Origin of the sequence: Collinsella sp. AM40-7AC (assembly GCF_003468125.1) — a bacterium.
Lineage (GTDB): Bacteria > Actinomycetota > Coriobacteriia > Coriobacteriales > Coriobacteriaceae > Collinsella > Collinsella aerofaciens_O.
In genome coordinates, this window is the sequence record NZ_QSGK01000001.1 from 200,678 (window position 1) to 216,346 (window position 15,669).

Here is a 15,669-nt window from a genome sequence, read left to right on the forward strand (position 1 = left end):
CTACACGCCGGCGGCGATGCCGGTGCGGTCGTGGATGGCGCCATGCGGGCAGACGACAGCGCACATGCCACACGACAGGCAGTCCGCGCCGTCGATATGGGCGCAGTTGTCCTCGATGCGGATAGCGCCGGCAGGGCACTTTTTGACGCACATGCCGCAACCGATGCAGCTCGTGTCGCAGATCTTGCGCGCAATGGCGCCCTTGTCGGTGTTGTTGCAGCGCACCAGGATGTTCTGGTAGCCGGGAACGAAGGCAATCACGCGCTGCGGGCACGCCATGCCGCACAGGCCACAGCCCGTGCACCTGGAGCGGTCCACGCGGGCGATGCCATCGACCAGCGCAATGGCACCGTGGGGGCAGGCCGCGACACAGGCGCCACAGCCAATGCAGCCTTCGCTGCAGCGGGCGTCGCCGCCTGCGGAGGCGCAACCGCTTCCGCAGGCAACGTAGGCCACGTTATGTTGAATGGATTTGGCCATAAAAGACTCGCCTATTTCTTAAGAAGGTACGAATAGTTGTCGCGCACGGCCCTGATGGTCAGGCGGACGGCCTCGGGAAGACCGGTGTTGACGGCATCGACCGAGACGGTGCGGACCGTGCCGGCGACGCGGACTTTAAAGTGGTCCTCGTCCACAGCCAGGAAGCCCTCGTTCTCGGAGTTCTCCATGTCCTGCTCGCTCCAGAACAGGGTGAGCTTGTCCTTATAGGGACGACCCTCCTGGTAGGGGCAGAACACGGCGCAGTTGCCGCACTCGTTGCACATGCCGTCGACATGTACCACCTGATGCTTGGCCAGGCCCGGCACCTTAATTGCCACGTTGGCGCGGTTGGGGCACACGTCGCAGCAGACCTCGCACACCGAGCCGCAGCCCAGGCAGCGGGTCTTGGTGCAGTTGTGCTTGTCGCGGCACAGCGACCCCTTGCGCTCGTAGCAGGTGTCCTCGCGACCGGCCTGCTCGTTGCAGTCGGCGTACTTGTTAAAGTCGACACCGGCAATGGCACGAGCGACCTCGGCGGCGTCGGCAATAGCCTCGACCACGGTGGCAGGACCGCGGCGGCAGTCACCAGCAGCCCAGACGCCCTCGACGCCGGTGGAGGTGGCGGCAAGACGGCCGCGACGGTCGTGCTCGACGCCCGCGGCATCGTACAGGCTGGCATCGATGCCCTCGCCCACGGCGCAGATCACCGTGGTGGCGGAAAGCTCGACGGTCTCGCCCGTGGCGACGGGGCTGCGACGGCCACTTGCATCCGGCTCGCCAAGTTCCATAACGTCGCAGGTCAGCACTGCGCCGTTGAGTGCCTTGGGCGCCAGCAGCTCGCAGAACTCAACGCCGTCGGCAAGAGCAAGATCGAGCTCTTCCTCGTCGGCGGGCATCTGCTTCTTGGTGCGGCGATACACCAGGCGCACGTTCTTCACGCCAGCCAGACGCTTGGCCACGCGGGCCGCGTCCATGGCGGTGTTGCCGGCGCCAATGACCACGACGTCCTCGCCCAGCTCGAGCTTCTCGCCCTTCTTGGCGGCCTCGAGGAACTCCAGCACGTCGAGCTCGGCACCCTCGCCCAGGCCCGCAGAACCGGGCATCCAGGCACCGGTGGCCACGACCACGTCGGTGAAGCCCTGGGCCTTGAGCTCGTCAATGGACTCCACGCGGGCGTTGAGCTGCACCTTGGCACCAAAGGCCAGGCAGAGCTCGGCGTCGTGGGAGATATCGTCGCTCGCGATACGGAACTCGGGGATTACGTGACGGACCACGCCGCCGAGAGAGTCGCGGGCCTCAAAGATGGTGACGGGCACGCCGGCACGCGTCAGGAAGAACGCCGTCGCCAGACCGGCCGGGCCGCCGCCGATAACGGCAACGTTGCGCTCGCCGTCGTTGGCGACGGCCTGGGCGCGCAGCTTGGGCAGCACGGCGGTCATGGCCTCGCGGGCGGCCTTGAGCTTGCTGGCGCGGATCTGGGCGCCTTCGGGCTCGTAGAACGCACGCTCGCAGGCACGGCCGCAGGGATGCGGGCAGATGGTGCCGGTAATGAACGGCAGGGCGTTGCGCTCGATGATGATGTTGAGTGCGTCCTCATAGCGGCCCTCGTCAACAGCCGCCAGGTAGGCGGGAATATCCTGCTGGATGGGGCAGCTCGTGCGGCACGGCGTGGTAAAGCAGTCGGAAAGCGGGCTCTTGCCGGCGACCTTGCGGTCGGGCAGCGGGCGCAGCGGCTTCTTGTAGAGCGGGTTGGTGAGCGAGTCGGTCTGGATCGCGGTCACTGCCTCGAGAGAGACGCCCGCGAACGGCTTGCCATCCAGGTCGGCAAACTCGCCGGCCATCTGGCTAAAGCGCTCGTAGCCACCGGGCTTGAGCACGTCGGTCGCCAGGGTGACGGGCCAAATGCCGGCGTCATACAGGGCACGGATGTTGTAGACCGTGGCGCCGCCGGAGTAGCTGATGCGCAGCTTGCCATCGAACTGCTCGGTAATGCGGCGGGCGGCCTCGATGGTCAGCGAGAACAGCGAACGGCCGGACATGTACATCTCGGTGGAAGGCAGCTCGTTCCTGGTCACGTCGACGGGGAACGTGTTGGTCAGCTTGACGCCAAACTCCAGGCCGCGCTCGGCGCACAGGGCAATCAGGCGCTCGAACATAGGCACGGCATCGGCCCACTGCAGGTCCTCGCGGAAGTGCGTGTCATCGAAGACGATGTAGTCAAAGCCCAGCTCGTTCAGGCGCTGGCGGGCAAACTCATAGCCCAGCAGCGTGGGGTTGCACTTGATGTAGGTGTTGAGGCCCTTCTCGGTGATCAGATAGGTCGCGATGCGCTCGATCTCCGCCGGCGGGCAGCCATGCAGCGTGGACTCGGTGATGGAGTTGGAGACACGTGCCGGAATGGACTCGACAAACGCGGCGTCGACATGCTCAAACTTGTCCAGGTTGGCGAGCGCCCATGCGCGGCACTCGTTCCAGACGTCGGAGCCGCTGGCGTCCTTCATGCCCTCGATGTAGGCGTCGACCTTGGGGCTCTTGATGCCCTCGAGGTCATAGCCCACGGACATGTTGAAGACAAAGCCGTCCGGGCTGCCCAGACCGTACTCGCGAGCGATCAGGTGGCAGGCGAACCATGCCTTCACGTACTCGGCAAAGGCCTGCGGAACCTCGAGCTCGGTCGACCACTCGCAGTTGTAACACTCGTCCTGCGCCACGATACAGGGCTTGTTAACGCACTTGGAGAGTTCCTCGCCGTCCATAACCTGGACGGTCTTGAGCTCAAAGAAGCGCGAGCCCGCCACGTAGGAGGCTACGATGTTCTGGGCAAGCTGCGTATTGGGACCGGCGGCCGGGCCAAACGGGGTCTCGATGCGCTCGTCAAAAATGGGAAGCGCGCCCTCCTGGTTGGTCGTGACCATCTTGCGCACGCCAAAGATGGCGTCCTGGGTCTTGTGCTCCTCGATGATCCAGTTCATCAGCTGCGAAAACGGGATCGGCCTCATGATGTCGCTCATAATGAGCTCCTCTCTGTAACGCCCGGCGAGACCGCGCGGCGGGCGCAAATACGGTGTAGCGCTAGCACAGCGCCGGCGACCCCGCGGAGGCCGCCTATACGCGCGTCGGATGTGGCGAAACATCCGGCGCGCGTGAATCTACTTGTAATTAGTAGGCGCGATCGTTGAGCGTGCTCCAGAGCTTCTTGGACTCAGCCATGGTCCACGCGTTGATCTTTTCCTCATCAATACCGACAAACTCGCGATCCTTGTACAGGACGCGGCCGTTGATGATGGTGGTGCGGCAGTTTTTGCCCATCATGCCAAAGAGCATGTGGCCGTCGATGTTCTCCTCGCTCAGCGGCGTAAAGGGCTTGTAGTCCATAACGATGACGTCGGCGGCAGCACCGGCCTCGAGCACACCGAGCTTGCGATCGAAGTACTTGCTCGCCATCTTGGCGTTGTTCTCGAACAGCATGGTCATGGCCTCGCACCAGCCCACGTTGGGCATGGCGGCGTTGTGGCGCTGAATGATCAGGAAGACCTTGAGGCTCTCGAGCATATCGTGGGTGTAGGCGTCGGTGCCCATGCACACGGGGATGCCGCGGCGGAAGAACTCGAGCACGGGAGCGCAGCCCACGGCGTTGCCCATATTGGATTCGGGATTGTTGACCAGCCAGGTGCCGGACTCCTTGACGATATCCATCTCGGCGGGCGTCACGTGGATGCAGTGGCCGAGCATGGTGTCGGGACCCAGCAGGTTGTGCTGCAGCAGGCGCTCGACGGGGCTGATGCCACCACGGTTGAGACGGGAGTCCCACACGTCATTCATGCCCTCGCACACATGGATGTGGAAGCCGGTCAGGCCGTTGTTGGCCTCGGCCATCTTGTCCATGGTCTCGTCCGACAGCGTAAAGGTGGCGTGACCGCCAAACATGGCGGCGATCATGTGGTTGTCGTTATCGCGACGCTCCTTGGCGGCCCACTGGGCAAATTCGGCGTTCTCGGCAATGGCCTGGTCGCATTTTTCCTGGCCGCGGCGGTCGGAGACCTCGTAGCACAGGCACGAACGCATGCCCAGCTCCTGAGCTGCATCCTTAATGGTAAAGAGGCTGCCTGGGATCTCGCAGAAGCTCGCGTGGTGATCGAAGATCGTTGTGACGCCATCGCGGATGGAGTCCAGAATCGTGGCATAGGCGCTGGCCTTGGTGCCGTCGAGCGTCAGGTTGTCATCGATCTTCCACCACTGCTGCTCAAGATTCTCCAGGAAGTTGGTGGGGTTGCAGCCCTTAATGGCAAGGCCGCGAGCCAGACCCGAGTAGATGTGGGTGTGGCAATTGATGAGTCCGGGCATGATGAGGTTGCCCTGGGCGTCGACGTACTCGGCATCCGGGTACTTGACCTTGAGCTCGCACTCGGGGCCCACTTCGACGATCGTATCTCCGTCAATGGCGACCGCACCGTTTGGAATAAACGGGGTCTGAGCGTTGCGGGTAAAAACGGAACCGTTAGCGACCAGAAGCATGGATGCTCCCTTCAACATCAGAGGCGGGGTTTGACACCTCTGACATGGCGGAGTGCGAAGCGCCGGCCTACACCGGAAACGGGCCCTCTCCCGTCAACGCTTCACCAAAGGGACAAACCCTTTGAAGTGCGGCTTGACGCCGCATGACGTCGGCGGACGAGGCGATGCGTCCGCCGACGAATAGCACCGAATTGGTTACTTCTTGCTCTCGGGCAAGACCAGATCCACGGCAGCGTCCTTGGCAGCATCGATGTGCTGAGCCACGACCGGCGTCTGCGGAAGAATCAGGTTAAGGACGATGGCCATGATGGCGGTGGGGGTTACGGCATTGGAGCCGATGACGGTGGACACCCAGGCGGGCATACCCTCGCCGGCAAGGCAACCGCTGGCCATCCAGATACCCAGGCCAAAGACGACGGAGGTACCGACGATGGTGGTAGTGCGCTGCGTGAGGCCCTCGCGGGTGAACATGCGCACGCCGTTCATGGTAATGGTGCCAAAGACGCCGACGGTCGCGCCGCCGATGACGGGCTGCGGGATAGCGGAAAGGACGGCAGAGAGCTGCGGGAACAGACCGGCGATGGCAAAGACGGCCGCGATGATCACAAAGACCCACTTGTTGACGACCTTGTTGGAGCAGATGATGCCCACGTTCTGGCCAAGGGCGCTGGTGGGAAGACCGCCCAGCAGGCCGCCGACCATAGAGGTGAGGCCCTGGGACACGATAGCGCCGGAGAGCTCGCGCTCGGTGGGCATACGGTCGATGGAGCCCAGGCAGGCGGCGGAGACGTCGCCGATAACCTGGATGGCAACCATGGGGAACACGACGGCGAGGGTAATGCAGACCTCGGGATCAAACTCGAGCGCATAGGGCATGAGCTTGGGAAGGGCGAAGACCTGAGCGGTGGCGACGCTTGAGAAGTCGATCATGCCAAAGGGGATGGAGACGATCATGCCAACGATCATGCCAAAGAACACGGATCCCAGCTTGAGCGTGCCCTTGCCAAAGTTGGCGAGCGCAAAGACCACGGCGAAGGTGATAAGAGCGACGCACCAGGCCTGCGGGGTGCCCCACAGTGGCGTACCCATACCGCCGGCCATATACTTGACGGCCGTGGGATACAGCGAAACGCCGATGGAGAAGATGACCGTACCGGTCACGACGGGTGGGAACAGCCACTTAATCTTGCTGTAGGCCAGACCAAAGAGGACCGCGACGGCACCGCCGACAATCTCGCCGCCCAACAGCGCGCCAAAGCTAAAGCCCGAGGCGCCCATGGCCTGCAGGGCCGGGAGGAACGCGAACGAAACGCCCATGACGATGGGCAGGCCGCCGCCGATGCGACGGAAGGGGGCAAAGGCCTGAAGGGCCGTGTCGATCGCCGAAAGAATGAGCGCGACCTGGATGATGTCGGTGCTCTGCTGGCTATTAAAGCCGTAGACGCCGGCCATGATGACAGCCGGGGTGATGATGCCGGCAAACGATGCCAGTACGTGCTGAAGGGCACACGGGATCATTTCCTTAACGGGAGGCATGCCTTCACGAGTGAACAGGGCTTCAGTGCCGTTCGTAACCGTCTCCTGGGTCATTTGACCACCAATCCTCGAAATAGTTGTTTTCGCATCTAACGCTCTATTGTGACGCAGTGCGGGGTTGAGGTTGTGCCTTCGTTGCATATCGTATTAAAGATGATTCTCATTCTCAATAATAATTTTTTGTTATCAGACTATTCTTCAGCTGAGATAATGCATTTCCGCAGGTCAGGAAAGTGTCTGGTCAAAATAGCATCTAACTTTTCTTTTGGTCAACCGTTTACCGCCAAAATCATACCGTTCGTCTGCATTACGTCATGTACCTGCGGATATACGAGATGATGAGCAGCGTGTTACCATGAGAAAAAATTGTTATGAAACTTCCGCTTTCACCCAAAGGAGTTGCCCGTGAACGAGACCGTACGTCGCTTTTTGCCGATGGTCGATTTCCTGGAGCAGATACTCGGCAAAAACAGCGAGATCGTGCTGCACGATTTCTCGGATCCCGACCACGCCATCGTCGATATTCGCAACGGCATCGTGAGTGGCCGTAAGATCGGCGGTCCCGCCACCGATCTGGCGCTCAAGATCATGCACGACCCCAAGTATCGCGACCTGCCGTTTATTACGGGCTACGAGGGGCGCGGTGCCGGCGGCAAGACGTTGGAGTCCGCGACGTTCTTTATCCGCGAGGATAACGAGATCGTCGGTATGCTCTGCGTCAACACCGACCTCTCGACCGTGCGCTCCATCAACGCCATGGCACAGCAGCTCATGGCCTGCTTCGACGCGGCGCCGACGCGCACGGAGCCCGCCCCTATCGAGGTCGAAAGCCTTTCGGAGTCCACACAGGAGCTCATCGACCGCAGCATTGCCGAGTTGCTGAGCGCGCGCGGGCTGGATGTAGCGTCGCTTGGCCAGAGCGACCGCGTGGACGTCATTCGCCACCTCAACGGCAACGGCGTGTTTATGCTCAAGGGCGCCGTGGCCTGCGCCGCCACCGCGCTGGGCATCTCGGAGCCCAGCGTCTACCGCTACCTGCAAAAAGTTCGCAAGGAGGGCTAACGAGCAAAATGGAGCGCGGCTCCACAAGCGATCCGTCACTTGACAAAAGACCCTGCAGCTCGCACGCGCTGCAGGGTCTTTTTGCATGTCATGTTTAGTTGTTACCAACACCTTAGAGAGCGGCGACAACCTCGATCTCGACCAGACCGCCAGCCGGAAGGGCGGCAACCTGGAAAGCGCTGCGCGCGGGGAACGGAGCCTCGAACTTGGAGGCGTAAATCTCGTTCACGGCGGCAAAGTCGGCGATGTCGGCCAGGTAGACCGTGGTCTTGACGACATCGGCAAACGTGGCGCCGGCAGCGGTCAGCAGAGCCTCGACGTTGGCGAGGGACTGCTTGGCCTGGGCCTCGACACCCTCGGGCAGCTTGCCGGTCGCGGGATCGATGCCCAGCTGGCCGGACAGGAACACCATGTTGCCAGTCTGGATACCGGGGGAATACGAGCCGATGGCTGCGGGTGCGTTATCGGAAGACACGACGGTCTTGCTCATGTTTTTCTCCTTACGATCAAATAGAGAGCGTGAGCGCGGCGTTCACACCGGGAGGCACAGTTCGGTCTGAACACCGCGCTTGATTGGGATAGTAGGGGATGAGTTTGCCCGATGCAAGATAATTATCAGCCTTCGAGAATATTTTATCGCCCAACGGTTTCCCCGGACCGCTGAACGGTTCTCATGTGGAGCAGCCAGTCCAAGCTGCTGAAGACTTTATCCCGCTTAGAGCACGGGCATCGCCTGCCGCGATGGCACCACTATACTTTTGATTATCTGAGCATTTTGAAAGGCAGGATATGACCGCAACCGCCAGTCGAACCACCAACCGTAGACCCGAGCTCTTGGCCCCCGCCGGAGGCCCGGAGCCCTTCGCCGCCGCACTCGCTGCCGGGGCAGACGCCATCTACTGTGGCATGGGCAGCTTCAACGCCCGCCGCAAGGCAACGAACTTTACCGACAAGGCCTTTGAGCAGGCCTGCCGCGCTGCACACCTGGCCGGCTCGCGCGTCTACGTCACGGTCAACATCGTCATCAAGGAATCCGAGATGAGCGATGCGCTGCAGCTCATCCATCGCTGCTCCACGCTGGGCGCCGACGCCTTCATCATCCAGGACTGGGGCCTGTTCTTTGAGGTCAAGCGCACGATGCCCAGCATCGAGACGCATATCTCGACCCAGGCGAACATCCACGACGACCGCGGAACCATCTGGTGCCGCGAGCAGGGTGCCGACCGCGTGACCCTCTCGCGCGAGCTCTCCATTGACGAGATCGCCACCATCCACGACGCCGCGCCCGATGTTGACCTTGAGGTCTTTAGCCACGGTGCCATCTGCTTTTGCTACTCGGGCCTGTGCCTGCTTTCGAGCTTTGCCATGGCGGGCCGCTCGGCCAACCGCGGCATGTGCGCTCAACCCTGTCGCCTGCCTTACGAGCTGATCGACGAGAACGGCCGCTCGCTCTCCCCTGCCGGTCGCGAGCGCGCGCTGTGCCCGCGCGACACCAACACTTCGCAGCTTGTTCGCCGTCTGTATGACGCCGGCGCCGCATCGCTCAAGCTCGAGGGCCGCATGAAGGCTCCCGATTACGTGTATTCCATCGTCGACGTGTATCGTCATCAGATTGATGACATGCTGGCCGGAACCACCGTTGCCAAGGACGAGAAAGCCGCCCGCCAGCGCCAGCTCAAGCGCTGCTTTAACCGCGACTTTACGCACGCCTATCAGGACGGCACCTCGGGCGACGAGATGATGAGCTATGAGCGTTCCAACAACCGCGGCCAGATCGTGGGCACGGTGCTGGGCAGCCGCCCGGCCAACCGCGATGTGCGCGGCCTTAAGCCCGACGACCGCCGTCGCCGCGCCGCCATCGCCCGCATTGAGCTGTTTGAGCCCGTGGGCAAGGGCGACCTGCTGGAGCTTCGCCACGATAACGAGTTTGACCAGTTCCTGACCACCATTGCCGCCGATGATGCCGCAGCCGGTGAAGTCATCGAATGTCGCGTACCCCGCAGCATGCCCGAGGGCTGCCGCGTCCGCGTGATTCGCAGTCAGCGTGCCATCGACGCCGCCGGCGCCGCGCTCAAGCGCGATGTGCTGCGCCGCCGAGCTGTTGATGTGTCCGTCGTGGCGCGTCTGGGCGAGCCGTTTACCGTTACGCTCACCTGCTGCGACGACCCTTCGCTTACGGCCACGGCCACGGGCTTTACCGTCGAAGCCGCCAAGACCCGTGCGGTCGAGGCGTCCGATCTGGTTGAACACGTCGGCCGCATGGGTTCCTCTCCCTTTGAGGCTGCAAGCTTTGAGGTGGCACTCGATGAGGGCTGTGGCATGGGTTTCTCCGCCGTACATAAGGTGCGCGCCGCCGCTTGCAAGGCGCTGGAAGAGGCCATTCTGGCGCCGTACGCGGAGCGCGCGAAAACGCTCGAGCTGCCGGCGATTGTCACCAGTGATTCCCGCCCCGCGCCCGAGCACTACCGCGACGAGCCACAGATCTGCGCCACCGTCACCTCGCTCGAGGCCGCCGAGGCAGCCCGCGCGGAGGGCGCAACGCGCATCTACATGACCACCGACGTACTCGACGCGTCCGGGCTCTCCCCCACCGACGCATTTGAGCAGGGTATCGTGCCCGTACTCGACGAGGTCTGCCGCGCCGTTGACCACGTCCGCGTCGATCCCTGGATCAATGCCGGAGCCACCGTCGCCGTCGGCAATATCTCCGAGCTCGCCGTAGCCGCGCGTGCCGGCGCCACGGCCGAGATTCGCTCTTGCCTGCCGGTGCACAACACGCCTTGCATGGAGGCACTTGCCGAGCGCGGAGCCGGCGCGTTTTGGCTCTCGCCCGAGATCACGCTCGACGAGATCGTCTCGCTCGGCGCCGCCGCGCCCGCGGCTCTGGGCATCACCGTCTTTGGCCGCCCGCGCGTCATGACAAGCGAGCATTGCATTCTGCAGGTTGCCAACGGCTGCATCCACGATTGTGCCAACTGCCGCCTGCGCGCCCGCAAGCTGTCGCTCAAGAATATCGACGGCAAGGTCATGCCGGTGCGCACCGACATCCACGGCCGCTCACGCCTGTACGACGCCTACCCCATCGACCTTACGCCCCAGGTACCACAGCTGCTCGACGCCGGCGTCCGTCGTCTCATGGTGGACGGAACGCTGCTCGAGGCCGATGAGATTGGCCGTGCCGTCGCTCGCGTCCGTCGCGCTGTCGAGGCGGCTCAAGCCGGCCGCAAGCCGGCCGCCCGCCTGCGCGGCGCCACCTCGGGCTGCATGTTTGTGGGAATTAGCTAACCGAAAGGTTTACACGTGAACGAAGAACCTCAAGTCCTCTATTGCGACGCCTGGCTCATGGCCATCGACAAGCCCGCCGGCATGATCGTCCACGGTGACGGCACCGGCGAGCGCACACTTACCGACTACGCCAGCGACCTTTTGCTGGCGATGGGCGACGGCTTTGCCGCGACCGACATGCAGCCGCTCAACCGCTTGGACCGCGACACCACCGGCGTGGTGCTGTTCTCGCTCGACAAGCAAACGCAGCCCGCCTTTGACCAGATGATCATCGACCACGCGTTCGAAAAGCACTACCTGGCGCTCGCCGAGGGCAAAATCGACTGGAACGAGAAGCTCATCGACAAGCCTATCGCCCGCGACCGCCACGATAGCCGCAAGATGCGCGTTGGCGCCAGCGGCAAGCCATCTCAGACGCGCGTCAAGGTACTCAAGCGCCTTAAGAGCCGCCGCGGCCTGCCCACGCGCTCGTATATTGATGTCGAGCTGCTCACCGGCCGCAAGCATCAGATTCGCGTGCACCTGGCAAGCGAGCATCATCCCCTGGTTGGCGACGACCTGTACGGAACGCCGCGCCCCTGCGGCCTCATGCTCCACGCCCACAGCGTGTCCTTTACGCATCCCGTAACCGGCGAGCACATCCACATCGAAGCCCCTTGCCCCTGGGAGCCCTAAACCACCACAATGGGGACAGGCACCTTTATGATGGTTTTGCCGCGATGGCTCAGCCGCGGTCCCAAAACGTCTCGATCTGTAACAGTTAGAACCCATTTTCTGGTCTACCTGTTACAGATCAAGACTTTCGAATCCCCCTTAAGGGAAAATCTCAATCTGTAACAGTAACTCGGCAAAATCAGTCCCAGATGTTACAGATTGAGACAAAGGGACGGCGCGGTTCGTAAGTATCTCGATCTGTAACATCTAGCCTGCTTTTAACGGTCTGGTTGTTACAGATTTAGATAAACCGGTAGACAACAAAAGTGGCAGCGCCCGGGATGGTCGTTGCCGCTTTTCCATTGACCCACCACAAAGGTGCCTGTCCCCTTTGTGGTGGTTTTGGCCTTCCCGTCGCTAGACCGTGACGACGTTGTCCATTGTCCGGTACTTGGCGGGGACCTCGCCTGCGGTAATAATCGTTGCGTCACGAAAGTCCGCGAACTTGACGGGCGCCACCATGCCAAATTTACTGGCGTCCGAGATTACGAAGCGCTTGGCCGTATGGCGCATCGAGATACGCTTTACTTGCGCCTCCTCGATATCGGGCGCCGTGAAGCCCTGCTCGGCGGCAATGCCGTTAGAGCCCCAAAAGCCACAGTTGAAGTTGTAGCGGTCTAAGGTTGCCAAGGCATCGGGGCCAACGAGCGCCTCGGTCTCGGGTTTGAGCTCGCCACCCAGCACCACGGTACGCATGCCGCGCAAAGCAAGGCGTTGAGCATGGAGCACGGAATCGGTCACATAGGTGACATCTTCAAGGTGTGGAAGATGCTCGATGAGCCTGAGCGTCGTCGAACCCGAGTCGATGTATACAAAGCTCTCGGGCTCCACAAGTGCCGCCGCACGGGCGCAGATACGCTCCTTGTCGTCGTTATGGAGGTCGCTGCGCTCATTAAGCGTTAGGTCGCGCGTCACGTGCGCGCGCTCCAGACTTGTCGCGCCTCCGTGCACCTTGGCGATACGGTGTGCTCGGTCGAGCGTCTGCAGGTCGCGCCGAATGGTAGACGCCGTCACGCCCAGGGCTTCGGCAAGCTCCGGCACGGTAACCGAGCCGGCCTGCTGAACCATCGACACGATCGCGTTGAGCCTATCTTCCGCTAGCATCGCTTACTCCTCCTCGGGGTACACGACTCCCCAATCGGCGCGAAGCTTGGTCATAAGCTCCATAACATCAGAAGCATAGCCCAGAAGCTCACGCTTCGAATCATCGCCGGCAACGGCCCTCTCCAGGTCGGCCATCTCGTAGCACAGAGCGTATGCCTCGGTGCCAGCGTGGACCTCCTCACGGTGACCGTCTGCAGTCCACACGATGGTCGCGTGATCGGCACGCGGATAATCGTTGACCTCGATATAGCACTTGTCGAAGCTAATGACCGAGCGCTTGGGCTGCTTGGAGTGAAGCGTAAGGCTCACGACGCCCAGCTGCTGCTCGGCATTGCGGCAGACGATGCCGCCCGCAACATCGACGCCAGTCTCGCAGGTGTTGCCTAGAGACACGACCTCGGCGGGCTGGCTCGCCATAAACAGGCGCATGACGGACAGGGCATACACACCAATATCGAGCATGGCACCGCCGGCAAGGTTGCGATTGTAGAAACGGTTGGTCAGGTCGCCGTACTCCTTGTAGCTACCAAAGTTGAGCTGAGCGAGGTTCATGCGGCCGAACTCGCCGGCATCCATGCGGCGACGCAGCTCTTGATACAAGGGCATGTGGAGCACCGTGGTAGCGTCCATAAGGACCACGTTGTGCTCGGCGGCAATGGCACGGGCCTCATCGAGTTCAGCGGAATTGAGGGTAATGGCCTTCTCGCAGAGCACGTGCTTGCCGGCTGCCAGGGCAGCGCGCAGATAGGTGATATGAGTGTTGTGCGGGGTAGTGATGTAGACGGCGTCGATGCCAGGATCGGCGTAGAGGTCCTCAACCGTGTCGTAGACCTTCTCGATGCCATACTGCTCGGCAAAAGCCTGAGCCTTGGACAGCGTACGGTTGGCGACGCCCGCAAGCTTGCGACCGGCAAGAGCAAGGGACTGAGCCATCTGGTTGGCGATAACGCCGCAACCGATGACGGCCCAATGGAGCTCGGGAGCCGTAAAAATATCGTCGGGGAACGGCTTGTCCTGGACCGAAGCGAACGCTGCTTTGGCGGCTGCCGCGGCGTCGAGCGGAGCCTGCTTGGAATCTGCCATTATGTGCCTCCTGTGTCATAGAACGCCTTGCTTTCTGACAGCTCTATATTCGCACAAACACGCGCTTCTGTGCGCGTTTTTGCGTATCTCACCGCTAAACGGTCATTGTTGTCCCGAAAACGGCGCATCTATACGCATATTCACGCAATCCCACGCACGCAAATACGCACAAATGCGAACCGGTCATTGCTCAGAGACAGGGGCTTATGCTTAGAACTCAAAAGACAGGATGATCCGCTTCGCCTCGTCGCTCATGGCGCGCTGCAGCTCTAAGGACCGTCCCAAACTGCCGACAGAAAAGGAACGTTCCAAACTGCAGACAGAAAAAGAACGTCCCCAGGCGCCGGCATTTCAAGAGTACTCATTTAAGTCTGTCCCCAATGAGTGGGAGTAATCAGAGACCCTTTGCGAGGGAGGCCGGACGTGGCCTTCCTCGTTTTTATTCATGGACTTTAGTCCGTGCCGCGCGGCACGCGCGGCATAGAAAGCCACCCGCTCAGCGAGTGGAGGCCAATTTCCGCTACGCGACAAAAACCTTCCCCCTAGCATGAGGATTGTTCAGGTCATCATACTAGGGGGAGGTGATTGCTGTGGCCCAGAAAGCCAACAGTCTCGCGTACACGAAATGGCTGTGCAAGTACCGCATCGCACCGAGGTCAAGCTCATCGCCGCCATCGTCGAGAAGCACCCCAAGGTGCGCTTTGCCGCGAGCCGCACCTCGGCCCACGCCGACCTCTACGACCGCATGGAGCAGGCCCTGTGCGAGCGCGTGGCCAACGCGGTGGAGGTCGTCCGCTCCGACATCAGCCCCGCGCTTCTTGTCCACACCGGTCCAAACCTCGTGGGTGTGGCGGTCCAGGGACTCTAGCGGAGGCAGGGCGTCCTGCCCCAAAAACAAATGCAAAAGACGAGCACTTCTTGCCGCTCAATTGGCAAGAAGCGCTCGTCTTTTCTTAACGCGTTGTATGGCGGAGAGAGCGCAAGTTACGCGAGCGCCCTTCTTGCCAGCTCGGCCGCGCCGAGGATTCCTTGGTCGCCGCCGCAGCCCGGGGCGCAGATGTAGCTCTCCATGTCCTTAAGCTCGGCGGTCTGGATGTAGCCACCCAGATATTCGAGGGTCTTCTTGCGGACGATGCCGTAGAGCTGCTCCTGGTGCATCACGCCGCCGCCGAGGACGATGCGGCGAGGCGAGTACATGAGCACGAGGTTCGCACACATCTGCCCCAGATAATCCCCCTCGAGCGCCCACACCTCATCGTTATCCGCGAGCTCGGCCGCGGGCTTTCCCCAGCGCGCGGCGATGGCGGGGCCGGAGGCGAGCCCCTCGAGACAGCTCGCGTGGCTCGGGCAGACGCAGCGTCCCTCCTCGATGGGACGGGTCCTTACCAGCATGTGACCGGCCTCGGGGTGCAGCATGCCGTGAAGGAGTCTGCCCGCGCACATGACGCCCGCGCCCACGCCGGTGCCGATGGTCACGTAGACGGCGTCCTCGAGCCCCTTGCAGCAGCCGAAGACCACTTCGCCGAGGCAGGCAACGTTCACGTCCGTGTCGTAGGCCACCGGAATCCCGAGGGCGTCGGCGAACGCGGCGCGAAGACCATGGCCTCGCCACGCGAGCTTGGGCGTCTGGAGGATGGAGCCGTAGCGCTCGTCGTTGGGGTTGACGCAGGTCGGGCCGAAGGCGCCGATGCCCAACGCGTCCACATCGCGGGCGGTGAACCACTCGATCATCTGCGGGACGGTCTCGGCGGGCGTAAGCGTCGGGGTCTCCATACGGTCGAGGACCTCGCCGTCGCCGGACACCACGGCACAGACCATCTTGGTCCCGCCGGCTTCGAGGGCGCCGAGCCTCATTTGCTTTTCGCTCATGTGATCCTCCTTACAAAGGGA

12 protein-coding genes are annotated in these 15,669 nt (G+C 62.1%); 4 read left to right on the plus strand and 8 right to left on the minus strand.

Annotation, left to right across the window (positions count from 1 at the left end; translation table 11 throughout):
• The 4 genes from DW892_RS00855 to DW892_RS00870 all read right to left on the minus strand — a co-directional run bounded on the left by DW892_RS00855 (position 1) and on the right by DW892_RS00870 (position 6,585).
• Positions 1-480 (minus strand): 4Fe-4S binding protein, encoded by a 480-nt coding sequence (locus DW892_RS00855; protein ID WP_117629213.1) that lies wholly within the window; start codon positions 478-480, stop codon positions 1-3.
• A gap of 11 nt (positions 481-491) precedes the next feature.
• Positions 492-3,491 carry a putative selenate reductase subunit YgfK gene (gene ygfK / locus DW892_RS00860; protein WP_117765032.1) on the minus strand — a complete coding sequence of 1,000 codons (3,000 nt, stop codon included), beginning with the start codon at positions 3,489-3,491 and terminating at the stop codon, positions 492-494.
• A 148-nt stretch (positions 3,492-3,639) separates the two neighbouring features.
• The gene (ssnA, locus tag DW892_RS00865) at positions 3,640-4,995 is read right to left on the minus strand and encodes a putative aminohydrolase SsnA (RefSeq protein ID WP_117765034.1); all 1,356 of its coding nucleotides are present in this window, start codon (positions 4,993-4,995) and stop codon (positions 3,640-3,642) included.
• A gap of 195 nt (positions 4,996-5,190) precedes the next feature.
• Positions 5,191-6,585, minus strand: a complete 1,395-nt coding sequence (locus tag DW892_RS00870) for a uracil-xanthine permease family protein (protein WP_055285183.1) — start codon at positions 6,583-6,585, stop codon at positions 5,191-5,193.
• A gap of 351 nt (positions 6,586-6,936) precedes the next feature.
• Between DW892_RS00870 and DW892_RS00875 the strand changes: the two genes are divergently transcribed.
• Positions 6,937-7,593, plus strand: a complete 657-nt coding sequence (locus DW892_RS00875; protein WP_233546739.1) for a transcriptional regulator — start codon at positions 6,937-6,939, stop codon at positions 7,591-7,593.
• 112 nt (positions 7,594-7,705) lie between these two features.
• Here DW892_RS00875 and DW892_RS00880 read toward each other — a convergent pair whose 3' ends face one another.
• Positions 7,706-8,083: a Rid family detoxifying hydrolase gene (locus tag DW892_RS00880; RefSeq protein WP_117765036.1), complete on the minus strand. Its 378-nt coding sequence runs from the start codon at positions 8,081-8,083 to the stop codon at positions 7,706-7,708.
• 299 nt (positions 8,084-8,382) lie between these two features.
• Here DW892_RS00880 and DW892_RS00885 point away from each other — a divergent pair, with 299 nt between their 5' ends.
• Together DW892_RS00885 and DW892_RS00890 are read left to right on the plus strand one after the other, a co-directional pair.
• Entirely contained in the window at positions 8,383-10,878 is a 2,496-nt protein-coding gene (locus DW892_RS00885; protein ID WP_117765038.1) for a U32 family peptidase, read from the plus strand.
• Positions 10,879-10,893: 15 nt separating this feature from the next.
• Positions 10,894-11,553, plus strand: coding sequence for an RluA family pseudouridine synthase (locus DW892_RS00890; RefSeq protein WP_233503005.1), 660 nt, complete (start codon positions 10,894-10,896; stop codon positions 11,551-11,553).
• Between the two features lie 396 nt (positions 11,554-11,949).
• Here the strand turns inward: DW892_RS00890 and DW892_RS00895 are convergent, their stop codons facing one another.
• Positions 11,950-12,696, minus strand: a complete 747-nt coding sequence (locus DW892_RS00895; protein ID WP_117765040.1) for a DeoR/GlpR family DNA-binding transcription regulator — start codon at positions 12,694-12,696, stop codon at positions 11,950-11,952.
• Between the two features lie 3 nt (positions 12,697-12,699).
• Positions 12,700-13,779, minus strand: coding sequence for a Gfo/Idh/MocA family protein (locus DW892_RS00900; RefSeq protein WP_117765042.1), 1,080 nt, complete (start codon positions 13,777-13,779; stop codon positions 12,700-12,702).
• 625 nt (positions 13,780-14,404) lie between these two features.
• On the opposite strand from DW892_RS00900, the gene DW892_RS00905 reads away from it, so the two are divergent.
• Positions 14,405-14,647 carry a hypothetical protein gene (locus DW892_RS00905; RefSeq protein ID WP_117843679.1) on the plus strand — a complete coding sequence of 81 codons (243 nt, stop codon included), beginning with the start codon at positions 14,405-14,407 and terminating at the stop codon, positions 14,645-14,647.
• Positions 14,648-14,763: 116 nt separating this feature from the next.
• Here the strand turns inward: DW892_RS00905 and DW892_RS00910 are convergent, their stop codons facing one another.
• Positions 14,764-15,648, minus strand: a complete 885-nt coding sequence (locus tag DW892_RS00910; RefSeq protein ID WP_197032144.1) for an ROK family protein — start codon at positions 15,646-15,648, stop codon at positions 14,764-14,766.
• Positions 15,649-15,669 lie beyond the last annotated feature (21 nt).

What these genes read in the sequence shown, in the direction of transcription:
- DW892_RS00905 (WP_117843679.1), top strand. Translation starts at nt 14,405, where the DNA reads ATGGCTGTGCAAGTACCGCATCGCACCGAGGTCAAGCTCATCGCCGCC.
- DW892_RS00885 (WP_117765038.1), top strand. Translation starts at nt 8,383, where the DNA reads ATGACCGCAACCGCCAGTCGAACCACCAACCGTAGACCCGAGCTCTTG.
- DW892_RS00870 (WP_055285183.1), bottom strand. Translation starts at nt 6,585, where the DNA reads ATGACCCAGGAGACGGTTACGAACGGCACTGAAGCCCTGTTCACTCGT.
- DW892_RS00895 (WP_117765040.1), bottom strand. Translation starts at nt 12,696, where the DNA reads ATGCTAGCGGAAGATAGGCTCAACGCGATCGTGTCGATGGTTCAGCAG.
- DW892_RS00910 (WP_197032144.1), bottom strand. Translation starts at nt 15,648, where the DNA reads ATGAGCGAAAAGCAAATGAGGCTCGGCGCCCTCGAAGCCGGCGGGACC.
- ygfK (WP_117765032.1), bottom strand. Translation starts at nt 3,491, where the DNA reads ATGAGCGACATCATGAGGCCGATCCCGTTTTCGCAGCTGATGAACTGG.
- ssnA (WP_117765034.1), bottom strand. Translation starts at nt 4,995, where the DNA reads ATGCTTCTGGTCGCTAACGGTTCCGTTTTTACCCGCAACGCTCAGACC.
- DW892_RS00900 (WP_117765042.1), bottom strand. Translation starts at nt 13,779, where the DNA reads ATGGCAGATTCCAAGCAGGCTCCGCTCGACGCCGCGGCAGCCGCCAAA.
- DW892_RS00880 (WP_117765036.1), bottom strand. Translation starts at nt 8,083, where the DNA reads ATGAGCAAGACCGTCGTGTCTTCCGATAACGCACCCGCAGCCATCGGC.
- DW892_RS00855 (WP_117629213.1), bottom strand. Translation starts at nt 480, where the DNA reads ATGGCCAAATCCATTCAACATAACGTGGCCTACGTTGCCTGCGGAAGC.